The sequence below is a fragment of the Microbacterium sp. FG3 genome (assembly GCF_057809335.1).
Map to the genome: position 1 here is coordinate 1 of NZ_JBMDJT010000050.1, position 17102 is coordinate 17102.

The 17102-nt window shown below is 73.0% G+C and carries 14 protein-coding genes, 1 tRNA gene and 1 pseudogene; 7 read left to right on the forward strand and 9 right to left on the reverse strand.

Annotated elements, in window-relative coordinates; translation table 11 throughout:
* The first annotated feature begins 379 nt into the window (after positions 1-379).
* Positions 380-1885, forward strand: a complete 1506-nt coding sequence (locus ACODR5_RS12640; RefSeq protein WP_488983830.1) for an AlkA N-terminal domain-containing protein — start codon at positions 380-382, stop codon at positions 1883-1885.
* Positions 1878-2372, forward strand: coding sequence for a methylated-DNA--[protein]-cysteine S-methyltransferase (locus tag ACODR5_RS12645; RefSeq protein ID WP_449854876.1), 495 nt, complete (start codon positions 1878-1880; stop codon positions 2370-2372). The genes ACODR5_RS12640 and ACODR5_RS12645 overlap by 8 nt, the downstream gene beginning before the upstream one ends.
* Positions 2373-2388: 16 nt before the next feature.
* On the opposite strand, the gene ACODR5_RS12650 is transcribed toward ACODR5_RS12645, so the two are convergent.
* On the reverse strand, positions 2389-4158 hold the full coding sequence (locus ACODR5_RS12650; protein ID WP_488983840.1) for a gamma-glutamyltransferase family protein: 1770 nt from the start codon (positions 4156-4158) through the stop codon (positions 2389-2391).
* 277 nt (positions 4159-4435) lie between these two features.
* Here ACODR5_RS12650 and ACODR5_RS12655 point away from each other — a divergent pair, with 277 nt between their 5' ends.
* Together ACODR5_RS12655 and ACODR5_RS12660 are read left to right on the forward strand one after the other, a co-directional pair.
* Entirely contained in the window at positions 4436-6340 is a 1905-nt protein-coding gene (locus ACODR5_RS12655) for an ABC transporter ATP-binding protein (RefSeq protein WP_488983831.1), read from the forward strand.
* Positions 6337-8151: an ABC transporter ATP-binding protein gene (locus ACODR5_RS12660; RefSeq protein ID WP_488983832.1), complete on the forward strand. Its 1815-nt coding sequence runs from the start codon at positions 6337-6339 to the stop codon at positions 8149-8151. Before ACODR5_RS12655 ends, ACODR5_RS12660 begins: the two co-directional genes overlap by 4 nt.
* Positions 8152-8270: 119 nt before the next feature.
* Here the strand turns inward: ACODR5_RS12660 and ACODR5_RS12665 are convergent, their stop codons facing one another.
* The 5 genes from ACODR5_RS12665 to ACODR5_RS12685 all read right to left on the reverse strand — a co-directional run bounded on the left by ACODR5_RS12665 (position 8271) and on the right by ACODR5_RS12685 (position 12776).
* Positions 8271-8723 carry a GNAT family N-acetyltransferase gene (locus ACODR5_RS12665; protein WP_488983833.1) on the reverse strand — a complete coding sequence of 151 codons (453 nt, stop codon included), beginning with the start codon at positions 8721-8723 and terminating at the stop codon, positions 8271-8273.
* 53 nt (positions 8724-8776) lie between these two features.
* On the reverse strand, positions 8777-10237 hold the full coding sequence (locus ACODR5_RS12670) for a L,D-transpeptidase family protein (RefSeq protein ID WP_488983834.1): 1461 nt from the start codon (positions 10235-10237) through the stop codon (positions 8777-8779).
* Positions 10238-10401: 164 nt separating this feature from the next.
* Positions 10402-11112 (reverse strand): glucosamine-6-phosphate deaminase, encoded by a 711-nt coding sequence (locus ACODR5_RS12675; protein WP_488983841.1) that lies wholly within the window; start codon positions 11110-11112, stop codon positions 10402-10404.
* Positions 11030-12391, reverse strand: coding sequence for an FAD-binding oxidoreductase (locus ACODR5_RS12680; protein WP_488983835.1), 1362 nt, complete (start codon positions 12389-12391; stop codon positions 11030-11032). Before ACODR5_RS12680 ends, ACODR5_RS12675 begins: the two co-directional genes overlap by 83 nt.
* Positions 12392-12401: 10 nt before the next feature.
* Positions 12402-12776 (reverse strand): YrdB family protein, encoded by a 375-nt coding sequence (locus ACODR5_RS12685; RefSeq protein WP_460815952.1) that lies wholly within the window; start codon positions 12774-12776, stop codon positions 12402-12404.
* 86 nt (positions 12777-12862) lie between these two features.
* On the opposite strand from ACODR5_RS12685, the gene ACODR5_RS12690 reads away from it, so the two are divergent.
* Positions 12863-13351: a hypothetical protein gene (locus tag ACODR5_RS12690; protein WP_488983836.1), complete on the forward strand. Its 489-nt coding sequence runs from the start codon at positions 12863-12865 to the stop codon at positions 13349-13351.
* Positions 13352-13385: 34 nt separating this feature from the next.
* On the opposite strand, the gene ACODR5_RS12695 is transcribed toward ACODR5_RS12690, so the two are convergent.
* Complete coding sequence (locus ACODR5_RS12695; RefSeq protein WP_488983837.1) at positions 13386-13694, reverse strand: hypothetical protein; 309 nt, start codon at positions 13692-13694, stop codon at positions 13386-13388.
* A gap of 293 nt (positions 13695-13987) precedes the next feature.
* Between ACODR5_RS12695 and ACODR5_RS12700 the strand changes: the two genes are divergently transcribed.
* Both ACODR5_RS12700 and ACODR5_RS12705 read left to right on the forward strand, forming a co-directional pair.
* Positions 13988-14296 carry a hypothetical protein gene (locus ACODR5_RS12700; protein ID WP_488983838.1) on the forward strand — a complete coding sequence of 103 codons (309 nt, stop codon included), beginning with the start codon at positions 13988-13990 and terminating at the stop codon, positions 14294-14296.
* Positions 14297-14404: 108 nt separating this feature from the next.
* Positions 14405-16483, forward strand: coding sequence for an intein-containing Rv2578c family radical SAM protein (locus ACODR5_RS12705; protein ID WP_488983839.1), 2079 nt, complete (start codon positions 14405-14407; stop codon positions 16481-16483).
* Between the two features lie 121 nt (positions 16484-16604).
* On the opposite strand, the gene ACODR5_RS12710 is transcribed toward ACODR5_RS12705, so the two are convergent.
* A tRNA-Ser gene (locus ACODR5_RS12710) sits at positions 16605-16689 on the reverse strand.
* Between the two features lie 29 nt (positions 16690-16718).
* Positions 16719-17102: pseudogene (locus ACODR5_RS12715) on the reverse strand (hypothetical protein); the annotation flags it as partial.

Genomic DNA, 17102 nt, shown 5'->3' on the forward strand with positions numbered 1-17102 from the left:
CCGCATGAGCGGCCGCACGCTCGCGCTTCGCGCTCGCACAGTGATCGGTTGCTGGAGGGCTTGCTGACCGGTTGAGCTCACCGGTTGAAGTCATCGGTTGAACCCCATCCGTTGAACCCATCGGTTGCTGAGCGGAGCGGCGGAGCCGCGGAGATGAAGCGACCACCGCAGCCGTCATGGGCTTGCTGGGGTCGCTTCATCTGCGTTCGCTTCGCTCACTTCGTTCAGCAACCGTGGGGTTGCACCGCTCGGTTGCACCGATCGGTTGCTGAGCGGAGCGGCGGAGCCGCGGAGATGAAGCGACCACCGCAGCCCGGGCTCCGGCGGCCGTGGCCGATTTCCGCTAGGGGCGGTTCGGTGGGCGTGACAGGCTGGGGGCATGGCACTGGCGATGACCTTCGATGAGCGGTACCGCGCGATCGATGCGCGCGACGCGCGCTTCGACGGCCAGTTCGTCACCGCGGTGCGCTCCACCGGCATCTACTGCCGCCCGAGCTGCCCCGCGCGCACCCCGAAGCCGGGCAACGTCACGTTCTACCCGACGAGCGCCGCCGCGCACGAGGCGGGCTACCGGGCGTGCAAGCGCTGCCTGCCCGAGGCCGCGCCCGGGTCGCCCGAGTGGAACCTGCGCGGCGACGTCGCCGCCCGCGCCATGCGGCTCATCGCCGACGGCGTCGTGGAGCGCGAGGGCGTGGCCGGGCTCGCGGCGCGGCTGGGCTACTCGAGCCGCCACCTCTCACGGCTGCTGACCGCCGAGCTCGGGGCCGGCCCGCTCGCGCTGGCCCGCGCGCACCGCGCCCACACCGCGCGGCTGCTGCTCGTCGGCACGGATCTGCCGGCCACCGACGTGGCGTTCTCGGCCGGCTTCGCGAGCGTGCGGCAGTTCAACGACACGATCCGCGAGGTGTTCGCGATGACGCCGCTCGAGCTGCGCGCCCGCCGCCGCGGACCGGCGGCCGCGGGCATCGACCTCGCCCTGCCGCTGCGCGAGCCGTTCGACGCCGCGGGGCTGTTCGCGTGGATGCGCGTGCGCGCGCTGCCCGGCATGGAGGAGGCCGACGAGGCGTCCTTCGCCAGGGCCGTGCGCCTGCCCGGCGGCGCCGCATGGTTCCGGCTGCGCATGGACGGGCCGCGGCTGCGGCTGCACGCCCGGCTGCAGCACCCGGGCGATCTCGCCGCGCTCGTGGCGCGCGTGCGGCGGCTGTTCGACCTCGACGCCGACCCGCAGGCCGTGGACGCGGCGCTCGCCGCGCATCCCGAGCTGGCCGCGCACGTCGCGGCCGTCCCGGGCATCCGGCTGCCCGGCGCCGCGGACCCGCACGAGCTGCTCATCCGCGCCATGATCGGCCAGCAGATCTCCGTTGCCGCCGCGCGCACTCACCTCACGCGGCTCGTCGACGCGCTGGGAGAGCGCGTGGAGCTCGGGGGCGAGACGCGCCTGCTGTTCCCGTCGATGGCGGCGATCGCCGAGCGCGGGCACGAGGTGCTGCGCGGTCCGGCGGCCCGCATCCGCGCGATCACGGGGGCCGCCGCGGCGCTGGCCTCGGGCGACCTGCGGGTGGGCGCCGCCGACGACGCGGCCGAGCAGCGGGCGGCGCTGCTCGCTCTGCCGGGCGTCGGGCCCTGGACGGCGGACTACGTGCGGATGCGCGTCACGGGCGACCCCGACGTGCTGCTGCCCGGCGACGTCGCCCTCCGCGCCGGGGCGGCCGCCGCGGGCCTTCCCGCCGATCCCGCCGGGCTCGTCGCGTGGGGATCGCGCACCGCGCCCTGGCGCTCGTACCTGTCCATGCACCTGTGGCGGCTGGCCGCCGCCGCGAGCCCCGCTGCCGCGGCGCGGGCGACGCCCGATCCCGCCCTCCCGAAGGAGACCGCCCATGCCTGACGCCCTGCTCGAGACGATCGAGACCCCCGACGGCCCGTTCACCCTCGTCGCCGATGCCGACGGCGCGATCCTCGCCTCCGGATGGACGCCGGATGCCGCGGCGGTCCTGGATCGGATCCACGCGGCTCTGCGACCGGCGACGGTCCGCGATGCCGAGACCGCGGCGGGCGACGCCGTGCGCGCGTACTACGACGGCGACCTGGCCGCGATCGACGAGGTCGCCGTGCGCCAGCGCGGCACCGCCCTGCAGGGACGGGGGTGGGACGCGCTGCGGCGGATCCGGCCGGGTGAGCCGCTGAGCTACACGGCGTTTGCGACCGCCCTCGGCTCGCCGAGCGCCGTGCGCGCCGCCGCCTCGATCTGCGCGCGCAACGCACCGGCGCTGTTCGTGCCGTGCCACCGGGTGCTGCGCGGCGACGGCTCCCTCGGCGGCTTCGCGTGGGGCCTGGAGGTGAAGCGCCGCCTGCTCGCCCGCGAGGCCGCCTGACGCCCGAGGGAACCCACTACCTCCCCACGGCGTAGCCGTAGCCGCCGCGCGGATTGGCGGCCGCGCCCAGCAGGCCCGTGGCCGGGTCGCGCGTGACGGCGGAGAGCCGGCCCTGGGTCCAGGGGCCCGTGACGGTCACGCGGTGCGCGCGGGCCTCGAGCGCGGCGATCGCCTCGGCGCCCAGGCGCTCCTCCACCACGGCGCCCGCCGGCTCCCACGTGCGCGGCCAGAACGATCCGTGGAACGACGTCGAGTGGATCGCGGGGGCGTCGATCGCCTGCTGCGGCGTGTACCCGCCCACGATCGTGCGCAGCAGATACAGCAGCTGCCACTGATCCTGCTGATCTCCGCCCGGCGAGCCGAGCGCGGTCACGGCCGCGCCGTCGCGCAGCACGAGCGTGGGCGTGAGGGTGGTGCGCGGACGCGCGCCGGGGCGCAGCGTGGACGGCAGGCCCTCCTCGAGCCACGTCATCTGCAGGCGCGTGCCCAGGCAGAAGCCGAGGCCGGGGATCGTGGGCGACGACTGCAGCCAGCCGCCGGACGGCGTGGCCGAGACGATGTTGCCCCAGCGGTCGACGACGTCGATGTGGCACGTGTCGCCGCGCGTCTCGCCCGTCGGCGACACGTGCGGCTCGCCCGCGCGATCCTGCGCCATGGTCGGCTCGCCGAACGCGCCCTCCGCGCGCCCGGTGGGCGGCGTGTACGTCTCGCGCAGCGGCGGGATCGCCGGGGCCTCGTCGAGTCCGGGCCGCACCTCGCCCGAGGCGGCCTCGCCGATGAGCGCGCGGCGCTCGGCGGCGTACTCGGCCGACAGCAGCGTCCGCAGCCGCTCGGCCTCGATGCCGTCCCCGAAGTGCGCGTCGCGGTCGGCGAAGGCGAGCTTGGTCGCCTCGAGGATCGTGTGCGCCCCGTCCGGGTTCGAGGGGTCGAGCAGCTCGTCGTCGAGCGGCTCCAGGATGTTCAGGATCTGCAGCAGCGCCGGCCCCTGCGTCCACGGCCCGGCCTTCGCGATCGTGTGCCCGCGGAACGACCCGGTCACGGCCTCCTCGTACGAGGCCGAGAACGCCGCCATGTCGTCGGCGGTGAGCACGCCCGCGTGGTCGGTGCCGGGGGAGTGGCGGTGCGGCGTGCGCACGAACTCGTCGATCGCCCGGGCGACGAAGCCCTCCCGCCACTCGCGCCGGACCGCGTCGATCCGCTCCTCGCGGGTCGCGGCGCCCGCGCCCGCCGCCACGAGGCGCTCGAGTACGCCGGCCCACGCCGGGTTGCGCACGATCGCCCCCGCCGCGGGCACCTCGCCGTCGGGCAGCCACAGCTCGGCCGACGAGGGCCAGTGCTCGCGGAACAGGCCCTCGACGGTGGCGATCGCCGCGGCCGCGCCCTTGGCGAGCGGGTGCCCGTCGCGCGCGTAGTCGATGGCGAAGGCCAGCACGTCGGCCGCCTCCCACGTGCCGTGGTCGCGCAGCAGGAGCAGCCACGCGTCGACGGCGCCGGGCACGGCGGCGGCCAGCGCGCCGGCTCCCGGCACCAGCTCCAGGCCCTCGGCGAGGAAGTGCTCGCGCGTGGCGCCCGCGGGGGCGGGGCCCTGGCCCATCAGCACGACGGGGCGGCCGGGCTCTTCCCCGGTCGCGAACATCGCCACGAGGTCGCCGCCGGGGCCGTTCAGGTGGGGCTCGACCACGTGCAGCACGAAGGCGCCGGCCACCGCGGCGTCGAAGGCGTTGCCGCCGCGCTCCAGCACCGCCATCGCGGCCGAGCTGGCGAGGTAGTGCGTCGACCCCACCATCCCGAAGCTCCCCGCCAGATCCGGGCGGGTGGTGAACGGCGACGGCGCGGTATAGGTCACTTCGGCTCCCTTCGGTCGCGGCGTGCGACACATGGATCCACCCTACGGTCGGCCCGGGCGACCCCCGATCCCGCGGCCCGTTCGACGAGCGCGGTGGTCGGGTGTTGCAGTCGCCGATCGCGAGGTCATAGTCTGAAGGGCTGTCGCAATCGCGACCCGGGTGCCGCCCGCGCGGGCGGCCCGTCTCGCGCCCCCGGCGCCTCTCACCTCGAGGATCATGTCTTCCACGCCTTCCCCCGAGCGCACCTCCACGCCGCGCGCCCTGGCGCGCCTGCTCACCTTCGCCAAGCCGGTGCTGCCACGTCTGGGCCTCGGCGCGCTCAGCGCGCTGGGCGCCGCGGTCGCCGCCCTGATGATCCCGCTCGTGCTGGAGTGGGTCGTGGGCGGCCCGATCGCCTCGGGCGAGGTGAGCGCCATCGTGTTCGGCGCATCGCTCGTGCTGGGGCTCGGCCTCACCGAGGCCGCGCTCGTCTACCTGCGGCGCTGGCTCGTGCTCGGGCCCGCCACCTCCGTGGAGTTCTCCATGCGGCGCTCGTTCTACGACCGGCTGCAGCGCCTGCCGGTGGAGTTCCACGACCGCTGGCAGGGCGGGCAGCTGCTCAGCCGCATGATGCAGGATCTCGGACTCATCCGCCGTTGGACGGCGTTCGGGCTCATCATGCTCGTGGTCAACCTGCTGACGATCGTCATCGGCTACGTCCTGCTGTTCCAGTGGCACTGGATGCTCGGCGCGGTGTTCATCGTGACCGCGATCCCCATGTGGATCCAGGGGTTCCTCTTCGAGCGCACGTACGGATCGCTGTCGCGGCAGAGCCAGGATCAGCAGGGCGACCTCGCCACGAGCGTCGAGGAGAGCGTGCACGGCATCCGCGTGCTGAAGGCGTTCGGCCGCGGCGCGCACGCGCTGCGCAGCTTCACACGGCAGGCCGAGAGCCTGCGCCAGACCGAGATGCGCAAGGCGCGCTCGATCGGGGTGATCGACTTCTGGCTCGTGCTCATGCCGGAGCTGTCGTTCGCCGCGAGCCTGCTCATCGGCATCTGGCTGGCCGCCGACGGGCAGGTCACGGTGCCGCAGCTCGTGGCGTTCTTCGCGATGGCCGCTACGCTGCGCTGGCCGCTCGAGTCGATCGGGTTCCTCTTCTCGTTCCTGCTCGATGCGCGCACCGCCACCGATCGCATCTTCGAGGTGTTCGACGCCCGCAACACGATCACCGACCCCGAGCACCCGAAGACCATCGAGCGGGCACGCGGCGCCCTCGCGTTCGAGGGCGTGCACTTCCGGTACCAGGACGCCGGCGACGCCGAGCGCGACCTGCTGGACGGCATCGACCTGGCCCTCGAGCCCGGCGAGACGATGGCGCTCGTGGGGCTCACCGGTTCGGGCAAGACCACGCTCACGACGCTGCCGACCCGGCTCTACGACGTCACCGGCGGTCGCGTGACGCTCGACGGCGTCGACGTGCGCGAGCTGCGCCTCGCGGAGCTGCGCACCCACATCGCCACGGCGTTCGAAGACGCCACGCTCTTCTCGGCCACGGTGCGCGAGAACGTGCTGCTCGGCCGCGACGACCTCGACCCGGCCTCACCCGAGGCGGATGCCGTGCTGCGCGAGGCGCTGCAGGTGGCGCAGGCGTCGTTCGTCGACGACCTGCCCGAGGGCGTCGAGACGCAGATCGGCGAGGAGGGCCTCAGCCTCTCGGGCGGTCAGCGCCAGCGCCTCGCCCTGGCCCGCGCCGTCGCCGCCCGCCCCGCCGTGCTCGTGATGGACGATCCGCTGTCGGCGCTCGACGTCGAGACGGAGGAGCGCGTCCAGTCCGGGCTGCGTACCGTGCTCGACACGACGACGGCCCTCATCGTGGCGCACCGGCCCTCCACCGTCGCGCTCGCGGACCGCGTGGCGCTGCTCGAGGGCGGCCGCATCACGGCCGTCGGCACGCACTCCGAGCTGATGGCGCGCAGCGCGCACTACCGCTCCGTGATCTCGAGCTTCGAGCGCGAGGAGCGGGAGGATCGGGAGCTCATGATGTCGCCCAACCCCACCTCCGAGCTCGACCTCATGGCCGTGCAGGAGGCGCTGTCCGAGCGAGAAGCCGGCGTGCCGGAGAAGGGAACCGAGCGATGAGCGCCACCGTGCACGGCGTCGGCGGCGAGGACCGCACCGACTACACCCGCGAGGAGTCCCGCGCCATCCGCCGCCGCTCGCTGCGGCTGCTGGGCTCGCTGCTCGCGCCGCTGAAGTGGCGCGTCGTCGGCGTCGCCGTCGTCGTGATCGCGCAGACGGCGCTGCGCGTGCTGGGCCCGGCGCTGCTGGGGCTCGGCGTGAGCACGGCACTGCCCGCCGTCACCGGCGAGGGCGACTGGACCCCCGCGGCGGCGATCGTCGGCCTGTACGTCGTCACGGCGGTCGCGGGCGCCGCGCTGCTGATGTGGTACGACGTGCTCACCGCGCGGGTGACGCAGAACGTGCTGCTCGACCTGCGCACGCGCATGTTCCGGCACACGCAGCTGCTCAGCCTGGAGTTCCACGAGACGTACACGTCGGGCCGGATCATCTCGCGGCAGACGAGCGATCTCGACACCATCCGCGAGCTGCTGGGCGGTGGCCTCACCGACCTCATCAACGGCGTGCTCTTCGGGCTGTTCACCTTCATCGCGCTGGCCGTCTTCGACTGGCAGTCCGGGATCATCCTGCTGATCGCGGGCATCCCGCTCGCGTTCCTGATGCGCTGGTTCTACCGGCGCTCGCAGGAGGCGTACCGGCACTCCCGGGTGGCCAGCGCCAAGCTCATCGTCAAGTTCGTCGAGACGATGACGGGCATCCGCGCCGGCAAGGCGTTCCGCGCCGAGGACCGCAACGAGTCGGAGTTCGGACGTCTCGCGGGCGACTACCGCGACGTGAACATGCGCTCGATCCGCCTGTTCGGCACGTTCGAGCCGGGCCTCATGGCCATCTCGGCCTTCGCCATCGCGCTCGTGGTGCTGTGGGGCGGGGTGCGCATCACGTGGGACCAGTTCAGCGTCGGAGCGCTGCTGACCGTCGTGCTCTACACGCGCAACTTCTTCCTGCCGCTGCAGGGCGTGGCGATGTTCCTGAACTCGTTCCAGTCGGCCGCGGCGGCGCTCGAGAAGGTGTCGGGCGTGCTCGAGGTGGAGCCGACCGTGCCCGACCCCGAGCACCCCCGCTCCCTCGAGCGCGCGCGGGGCCACCTGCTGCTCGACGACCTGACCTTCGCGTACGCGAACGGCCGCACGATCCTGCCGGAGTTCACCCTCGACATCCCCGCCGGGCAGACCGTCGCGCTGGTCGGCACGACGGGCGCGGGCAAGTCGACGCTGGCGAAGCTCGTCTCGCGCTTCTACGACCCCAGCGAGGGCCGCATCACGCTCGACGGCATCGACCTGCGCGAGCTGGATCAGCGCGACCTGCGCCGCGCGATCGTCATGGTCACGCAGGAGGCCTACCTGTTCAGCGGCACGGTCGCCGACAACATCGCGCTCGGGCGGCCGGAGGCCTCGCTCGACGAGATCGTCGCGGCGGCCGAGGCCGTGGGGGCCGACGAGTTCATCCGCTCCCTGCCGGACGGCTATCACACGGACGTCAACAAGCGCGGCGGGCGGGTGTCGGCGGGGCAGCGCCAGCTCATCTCCTTCGCGCGCGCATTCCTCGCCGATCCGGCGGTGCTGATCCTGGACGAGGCGACCGCCTCGCTCGACATCCCGTCGGAGCGGATGATCCAGGACGCGCTGCAGACGCTGCTCGCGGATCGCACGGCCATCATCATCGCGCACCGGCTCTCGACCGTCGCGATCGCCGACCGCGTGCTCGTCATGGAGCACGGCCGGATCATCGAGGACGACACCCCGGACGACCTCATCGCGGGCACGGGCAAGTTCGCCCAGCTCCACGCGGCCTGGAAGCAGTCCCTGGTCTAGAACGGCGACGGAGTCTCGTGGGGGGAGGGGGATACGAGACCCCGCCGCCGGCTGGTGCCAGGGCGCGCGTCAGCGAGCGACCTGAAGCGGGATGGTGCGGAGAGGGGCGTCCGTGAGGCTCAGAAGCGGATCTCCGCGACCACCTCACCGTACTCGGTCTCGCCGACGGGCGAGAATCCGACACGGTGGAAGAAGGCCTCCGGCCCGCCCTCACCGGGCTCGTAGATCACGTTGATGTGGCTGAGGCCCCGGGAGCGCGCCTCGTCGATGAGCGACTCGACCGCGAAGCGGCCGATGCCGCGCCCCTGGTCGTCCGCGTCGACGTTGATGCGCCACAGCACCGAGTCGAAGTGGTCGACCGGCGCCTCCGGGTCGAAGTTGGCGCTGATGAAGCCGACGACCTCGTCACCGTCGAGCACGACGCGCTGCCACGTGGTGCGCGGATCGAGCACGGTGGCGGCCATCCCGTACGACACCGGCGCGAGGAACTGCTCCTGGCCCGGTCGCAGCGACAGGTTGTTGACCGCCACGATGGTCGCGGCGGAGAGCTCTTCGAGACGCAGGTCCGACATAACGACAGGCTAGGGCACGGACGACGGCCGCGGGTCGATGAGTTCGCTGGAAGTCAGTTCTGGACGGTGACCGGGGTGCCGACCTGCGCGAAGCGGTACATGTGCTCGGCGGCCGCGACCGTCATGTTGACGCAGCCGTGGCTCATGCGGGCGCCCGGCCCGAAGTTGCTGTGCCAGTACGTGCCGTGGAAGCCCTGGTCTCCGTTGTAGTAGGTGACCCACGGCACGTTGCCGGTGCAGTAGTCGAAGCGTCCGCCCGGCACGAAGTTGCCCTGGCTGTCGCACGATCCCATGTGCTGGATCGTGAGCTGCGCGTAGACGGAGTAGGTGCCGGTCTGCGTCTCGTAGGGTCCGCCCGTGCCGAGGGCGATGGGATAGGACGCCACGAGCTGGTCGTTCTCGTACAGGTAGGTCATGCCGTCGCTCTTGTCGACGAGGACGCGGCGGAACAGCTCCTGCGTCTGGAACGGCACGACCTCGCCCTGCAGCTCGAACGAGAGGTCGCCCTGCTCGAGCGAGGCGGCGATCTGCTCGGGCAGCCCGTCGGTGCTCGCGATCCCGAAGCCGTCCTGTCCCTCCTGGATCACGCGGAGGGCCTCGCCGGCGCCGTCGGTGACGACCTTCGCGTCGACGACGTCGCGGTTGACGCGGGCGGGGAGGTCGGCGATGGCCGCCTCGATCGCCGCCGTGTCGGCCTTGAGGACGAAGCCGCCGGTCTCCGGGTCGGCCTCGGGGACCACCCAGCTCGCGATCGTCGCCAGCGGGAGCTCCTCGGCGCGCGTCTCCTCGAGGTAGAAGCCCGCCGTCGCCGCCTGCTCGTTGAGCGATCCGGCGAACTCCTCGGCCGCCTCGGTCGTGACGGGCGCCGGCACCTCGGCGGCCTCGACCGAGACGGCGATCTGCTCGTCGCCGGAGGCGAGGGCGGCGGTGAGGTCCTCGGCGAGCGCGTCGAGGTCGGGGCCGGTGCCCGGCTCGGCGGGCACGGCGACGAAGGCCGAGCCGTCGAAGCTCACCTGCGCGTTGACCGGATCGGCGAACATCTCGGGCGCGACGCCCCTGAGGGCGTCGGCCGCGGCGTCGGCGTCGATCACGACGGCCGCGTCGGTCGGCTCGGGGTTCCAGGCGCCGACGTTCCACAGCGGGTGGTCGGCGAACGCCTGCTCGGCGGAGGCCTTCGCGTCGATCGAGGCGCCGACCTCGGCGCCGGTGAGCGTGACGCCCTCGACGGTGATCTCGGCGTCGGACACGCGCTTGGCGATGGCGTCGGCGGCCATGCCCACCGTGTGGAAGCCCACGGGGGCGCCGGCCACGACCACGCCGGGCGCGATGAGGATGGCGGCGGCGAACGCGGCGGCCGCGACGAGCAGGCCGGCCGGGATGCCGATGCCGAGCCAGAGGCCCTTGCGGCTGCGGCGTGTCTGGGAATCGGTCGCGTCGTCCGAGACGCCGTCGATCGGCTGCTCGGCGTCGAGCGGCTGCTCGCTGTCGATCGGCTTGGTCGCCAGGTCGGTCATGTGTCCCCCCTCGTGGTCCGCCGCCGCGCGTGGCGCGCGGAAGTGCACCGGTGGATCCATGGTAGGGCGGCATGTCTGCGCGACGGCAGGGGAAGGGATCACGAAATCGCGTCGATCCGGGCGTTCGGGCGCCTCGTACCCAGGACTGCCCGGGGGTCCGGTGGTCAGATGTGCTGCCACTCCGGCTTGTGGGCGTACGTGTAGCGATAGTAGTCGGCGTGCCGCAGGCGGGAGGCGGCGGCCTCGTCGATCACGACCGTGGCGCGCGGGTGCAGCTGGATGGCCGAACCGGGCAGCGATGCCGTGAGCGGCCCCTCCACCGTCCCGGCGACGGCCTCCGCCTTGCCCTCGCCGAAGGCGAGCAGCACGAGCTGGCGTGCCTCGAGGATGGTGCCGAGCCCCTGGGTGATGCAGTGCGTCGGCACGTCGTCGATCGTGTCGAAGAAGCGCGCGTTGTCTTCGCGGGTCTGCTGCGTGAGCGTCTTCACGCGCGTGCGGGAGGCGAACGACGATCCGGGCTCGTTGAAGCCGATGTGCCCGTCCGTGCCGATGCCGAGCAGCTGCAGCTCGATTCCGCCCGCCGCCGCGATCGCCCCCTCGTATCGCTCCCCGGCGGTCTCGACGCCCTCGAGGGCGCCGCTGGGCACCTGCACGAGGGCGGGGTCGAGGCCCAGGGGCTCGACGCCAGCCGGCCTGAAGCGACCAGAGCATCTCGATGACGGCTGCGGTGGTCGCTTCATCTCCGCGTCCTTCGGCCGCTGAAGTTCAGCAACCGATCGGTGCGACGGAGAGCTACCGCGCGAAGACCTTCCCCGGGTTGAGGATGCCCTGGGGGTCGAAGACGCGGGCGATCCCGCGCTGCAGCTCCCACTGATCCTCGCCCAGCTCGTCGGCCAGCCAGCGGGACTTCAGCACGCCGATGCCGTGCTCGCCCGTGAGGGTGCCGCCCAGGCGCAGCGCGGCGCGGAAGAGCTCGTCGGCCGCCCGCCAGATGAGGTCGGGCACCTCCGCGCCGGCGAAGACGAAGTTGGGGTGCAGGTTGCCGTCGCCCGCGTGCGCGACGGTGGGGATCGTGATGCCGTAGGCGCGCTCGATCCGCCCGATCTCCTCGAACATCTCGGGCAGGCGGCTGCGCGGCACGCAGACGTCCTCGATGAGGGTCGTGCCCATCGCGGCGAGCGAGGGGTGGAACGCGCGGCGGATCGCGAGCAGGCGCTCGCCCTCCGCGCGGTCGTGCGTGACGGCCACCGTGCCGCCGGCGCCGCGCAGCACCTCGGCGATCGCGTCGGCCTCGGCGCGGGCGGCCGGACCGTCGGTCTGCACGGTGAGCTGGGATGCTCCCGGCGTCGGGCGCGGCAGACCGAGGTGGGCGTGGATCGCCTCGAGCGAGGCGGCGTCGAGCAGCTCCATGATCGCCGACTGGATGCCCGCCGACGTGACGGCCGACGAGCCCGCGGCGGCGGAGCGCACGTCCGGGAACGTCGCCGCGACCGTGCACACATCGCCGGGGACGAGCCGGCGCAGCTTGAGCGTCGCGCGGACGATGACGCCGAGCGTGCCCTCCGAGCCGATCAGCAGCGACGTGAGGTCGAGCCCGGTCACGCCCTTCACGCTGCGGTGGCCCATCGAGACGAGCCGGCCGTCGGCGAGGACGACGTCGAGCCCCAGTACCGCGTCGCGCACGACGCCGTACTTGGCGCACAGCAGCCCGCCGGCGCCCGTGGCGATGTTGCCGCCGACCGTCGCGATGTCGCGGCTGGCCGGGTCGGGCGCCCACCACAGGCCGTGCTCGGCGAGCGCGGCGTTCAGCTCGGCGTTGAGGACGCCCGGTTCCACCACGGCGAGCAGGTCGTCGGGGCGCACCTCGAGGATGCGCGTCATGTTCCGCACCGAGAGCGCGATCTCGCCCGCTCCGGCGTTCGCGGCGCCGGCCAGCCCCGTGCGGGCGCCCTGCGTCACGACGGGCGTGCCGGTCGCGGACGCGATCCGCAGCGTCGCCTGCACGTCCTCCGTCGAGGCGGCGCGGACGACGGCGAGCGGGCGGTCCGGAGCGGCGTGACCGGACCGGTCGGCCCTGGCCGCCTCGAGCGACGCCTCGGTCGTGTCGACCCGATCGCTCAGCTCAGCGCGCAGCAGCGCGACGACGTCGCTCATGCCCCCTCGCTCATGCGAGCGCGCGGCGACCGTGCAGCAGGCCGATCACCACGGCGATCACGCCGAAGCCGAGGCCGACCCAGCCGAGCCCCAGATCCCACATCGCCATGGTCGCCGAGACGAAGACGAGCAGCTCCACGAGCGCGCGCACGAACGGGTGCACCGCGAACACCGCCCTGGGCGAGACGAACAGCGCCCAGGCGAGGATCGCGAGGGCCGGGGCGAGCAGCCCGAAGAGGATGTTCCAGGCGACCGGCCACGCGAGGAGGCCCCATACGAGCAGGATCGCGAACGCGGCGAGCTCGGAGAGCAGACGGAGCACGTCGAGCGCGGTGATGCGCGCAGCGGTGGCGCCGCCGCCGGGGGGCGAAGCAGGGGCGGACATGCGCTCCAGTCTACGTGGCGCGCTTCCGGGCGATCCGCGGTACTCCGCGCCAGCCGCCGCCCAGGCCCCGTCGCTACGCTGGAGGGGTGACGCGATCTCCCGAAGCGGCCGACTCCACCCGCAAGAAGGAGGGCCGCGCGACGCGCTACGCCTCGCTCGAGGAGGCGTTCCAGAGGCACGGCACGCCCGCCGCGAACCGTGAGCTCATCCGGCGCATCGTCGACGGCATCGACGCCGCCGGCTTCGTCGGCTACTCGACCCACTTCCGCATCGAGCGGCGCGGCGGCTCGCCCGCGCTCGAGGTGCACCCCGGCTACACCAACGGCTTCCGCACCGAGCAGGAGATCGTGCGCCGCCTCGGCGACGACGTCGAGCGATGGCCCAGCCGCCGCTTCCACGGTGCGTGGGGCGTGACGCACCCGGTCGCCGCCCCGGCGCCGGCCGCGAAGCCGGCGCGAGCGCCGCGCGCCGCGTCGCCGCGTGCCGCATCGGCACCCGAGGAGCCGCCGAAGGTGTGCCCGACGTGCTTCATGGTGCTGCCCATGAGCGGCGTCTGCCAGAACTGCGACGCCTGATCGGCGCCCGCTGATCCGGACCCGCTGATCCGGGTCAGTTCTGCTCGACTCCGGGATCGGTGACGTCCACGTCGTCGGACTCCACCCGGGCGACGAGGTCGTCCATGGTCGGCGGATCGACCTCGATGCCGGCGTCCGACAGGCGGCGCTCGAGCGTGCTGCGCACGTCGCCGTGCAGCGTGTCGATCAGCATGTCGGCTCGCGTCTGGGCGACGATGCCGCCGATCCGCTCGTCGTCGTTCGTGTCGTGCGTGTCCTCGAGGGGCGCGTCCTGCGTGCCGTGGCCGCCCGGGCCGCGCTCCTCGTCGAGCTCGTCGTCCGCGCCCTCACCAGCCATCGGCATGCTCGTCCTCCTCGAATTCGTCCATCATCGCCTGCAACAGGGGATCGTCCAGCGGGGCGACGGGCGGAACCGTTCCGTTCGACATGCGGGCACTCCTCTCGTCCCCTCGGCGGACTCGCGCTCGCGCCGAGGTGCCGCCAGCTTCGGCGACCGTCTCATGATCGCCCGGTATCCCGGTCGGCACACGGGGCTTGACATCGCCGCGGGGCGACGCCCCGCACCCGGCGCGCGAGTATCCGGCGGCCGAGAGGGTGTCAACCCCCTGGAACCGCCGGCGCGGCCGGGCGACAGTGATGTCGGAGGTCGACATGGATACGGTTCATCAGCTGGATCTCGTTCCGCTCGGCGAGGATGCCTGGCGGCTCTGCGACCGCAGCGTCGATTCGTGCGACGCGACGAGCGTCGTGGCGTACGTGGAGCGACGGGCTGACGGCTACGAGGTGGTGTGGGTCTCGACGCATCGGGGCGTCGAGCGGTTCACGACGATGGGGGACGCGCTGGAGCGCGCGGCGGAGGTGCTCTCCGCGGTGACGCCGCCCGGCGCGACGCGTCCGATCCCCATCCCGCATTTCGCACCGCGACCGGCAGCGCTCGCGGGGTGACAGGCGGGGGCGGCGGCCCGGGGTGCTCGACGGAGCGCGTCCCGGGCCGCCGGTCTGTGCGCACGATGCCTGCTTGACATCTGGTAGTACGGATGTTCGACTGGAGGCATGAGGTGGAGCGGGCAGCAGGTGAACGGATCTGCGGATCCGGCGCTCATCGGCCTGCAGGGCCTCGTCCGCTCGGTGCGCACGCCGGAGTTCGCGGGCATCACGTTCCACGAGGTCGCCGCGAAGTCGGCCCTGAACCGCGTGCCCGCGCAGAGCCCGATGCCGTTCTCGTGGACCGTGAACCCCTATCGGGGCTGCTCACATGCCTGTCTCTACTGCGTACACCCGGACACCCTCGTGCTGATGGCCGACGGCCGCCAGCGAGCCATCCGCGAACTGCGCGTCGGCGACGAGATCGTCGGAACGCGCGTCGACGGCGCCTATCGGCGGTACGTGAAGACGGAAGTCCACGCCAAGTGGGCGAGCCGGAAGCGCGCGTACCGAATTGTGCTCGCCGATGGCACGGAGCTCATCGCCAGCGGTGATCACCGCTTCCTCACCGATCGCGGATGGAAGCACGTCATCGGCGCGACGAGCGGCGGCGAGCGGCGTCCTCACCTCACGATCCGCAACGCACTGCAGGGCTTCGGCCTCGGCGGTGCGGCGACAGCGGAGGGTCGCTGGACGTCGGCGGCGTTCCGGCGGGGGTATCTGACGGGGATGATCCGTGGCGATGGGATGATCTGCCACGGGCGGTACCGATACCCGCATCGCACGACGGAGCAGCATGCTTTCCGCCTCGCGCTGGCCGACACCGAGGCGCTCGACCGAACGAGGGAGTTCCTCGCTGCCGAGGGGATCGAGACGCGGACGCGTCCGTTCACCTCGGCCTCCGCACGTCCGATGCTCGCTCTTCACACGGGAAAGCGCGCGGACGTCGCCGCGCTCGAGGGCCTCATCCAGATGCCCGAGGGTCCCGATCATGACTGGCACGCGGGATTCCTCTCGGGGATCTTCGATGCGGAGGGAAGCTGCTCCGGCGGGATCCTGCGAATCAGCAACAAGGACGAGGGCATCCTCTCGGCCATCGTCGCCGCCTGCGACGCGCTCGGCATCCGATCGGTGAGGGAGCCGGTGGCGGCGAACGGCGTCAGCGTCATCCGTGTGGTGGGGGGCCTGCCGGCGCGTCGGAGATTCTTCGAGGCGACCCGGCCGGCGATCACCCGCAAGCTGGCGATTGCAGGCGATGCGGTGAAGACCGTGGCGGACCTCCGAATCGTGGCGGTCGAGGACCTCGGCGTGGAGATGGAGATGGTCGACATCACCACGGGGACCGGCGACTTCATCGCGAACGGCGTCATCAGCCACAACTGCTTCGCCCGCCGCACGCACACGTACCTCGAGCTGGATGCCGGGGCCGACTTCGACAGCCAGGTCGTCGTGAAGGTGAACGCGGCCGAGGCGCTGTCGGCCGAGGTGTCGCGCCGGTCGTGGAAGCGCGAGCTCGTGGCGCTCGGCACGAACACCGATCCGTATCAGCGCGCCGAGGGCCGCTACGCGCTCATGCCGGGGATCATCGCTGCGCTCGCCGAGAGCGGCACGCCCCTGTCGATCCTCACGAAGGGCACGCTTCTGCGGCGCGACCTGCCGCTGCTCGCGCGGGCCGCCGAGCAGGTGCCCGTCGACCTGGCGATGTCGATCGCGATCTTCAACGACGAGCTGCAGAAGGCCGTCGAACCGGGCACCCCGACGGCGGCGGCGCGGCTTGCCACCGTGCGCGCGGCGGCGGACCTCGGCTTCCGCGTCACCGTGTTCGTGATGCCGATCCTGCCCTGGCTCACCGACTCCGTCGAGCACCTCGACGATGCGCTGGCGCAGATCGCCGCCTCCGGTGCGCACCGGGTGGTGTTCGGGGCCCTGCACCTGCGCCCGGGAGCGCGCGAGTGGTTCTTCCAATGGCTCGCGCGGGAGCATCCGAGGCTCGTCCCCGTGTACCGGCGCCTGTACGGCGGGTCGTCGTACGCGTCGAAGGAGTACCGCACGTGGCTCGCGCGCCGCGTGCGCCCGCTCATCCGGCGCCACGGACTCGACGCCCGCGAGGACGACGACGCGCCGGACGCCTGGCGCGGGGCGCGCATGGTCGCGGCGCCGGCCACATCGCTGGGCCTGCCCGCCGAGACCGCGCCGACGCTGTTCTGAAGCCGTTCAGCGGAGGATAGGGGACCCCGTCGCGCGGCTGACGCCGCGCTCCTCCTCGAATCGCTCTGCCCAATGAACGAGATACGGGTGCGTCCTGGCGGACGCACCCGTATCTCGTTCGCGGAGGATAGGGGATTCGAACCCCTGAGGGCTTGCACCCAACACGCTTTCCAAGCGTGCGCCATAGGCCACTAGGCGAATCCTCCAGCGGCCCCCGAAAGGGCCTCGGAACATCCTACCCGGCCCGGCCCGCGCGGCCGAACCCCACCAGCTCGAGCAGCCGGGGCGGGCTCAGCAGCGACCGGGGCGCGACGAGGGCGGCCGCGCGGGCGAGCGGGGTGGGGAGGATCGCGCGACGGATGATGCGCAGCGGCACCGCCAGGTCGCGCGTGGCGCGCACCCCCGGCGGGCCGTAGCTGGCGGCCTCGATGCCGTCGACGAGGGGATCGAGCACCTCGGTCGAGAGCCCGGGGGCGGCGGCCACCCGCGCCGCCAGGGCGCGCGGGCTGTCGTGCGCGTGCACCTCCTCGCCGGCGTCGACGAGGGTGTCGGCGAGCTCGCGCCAGGCGGCGGGCGCGTCGCCCCGCGCGGCGGCGCGCAGCCGGCGCCCGCGCAGCAC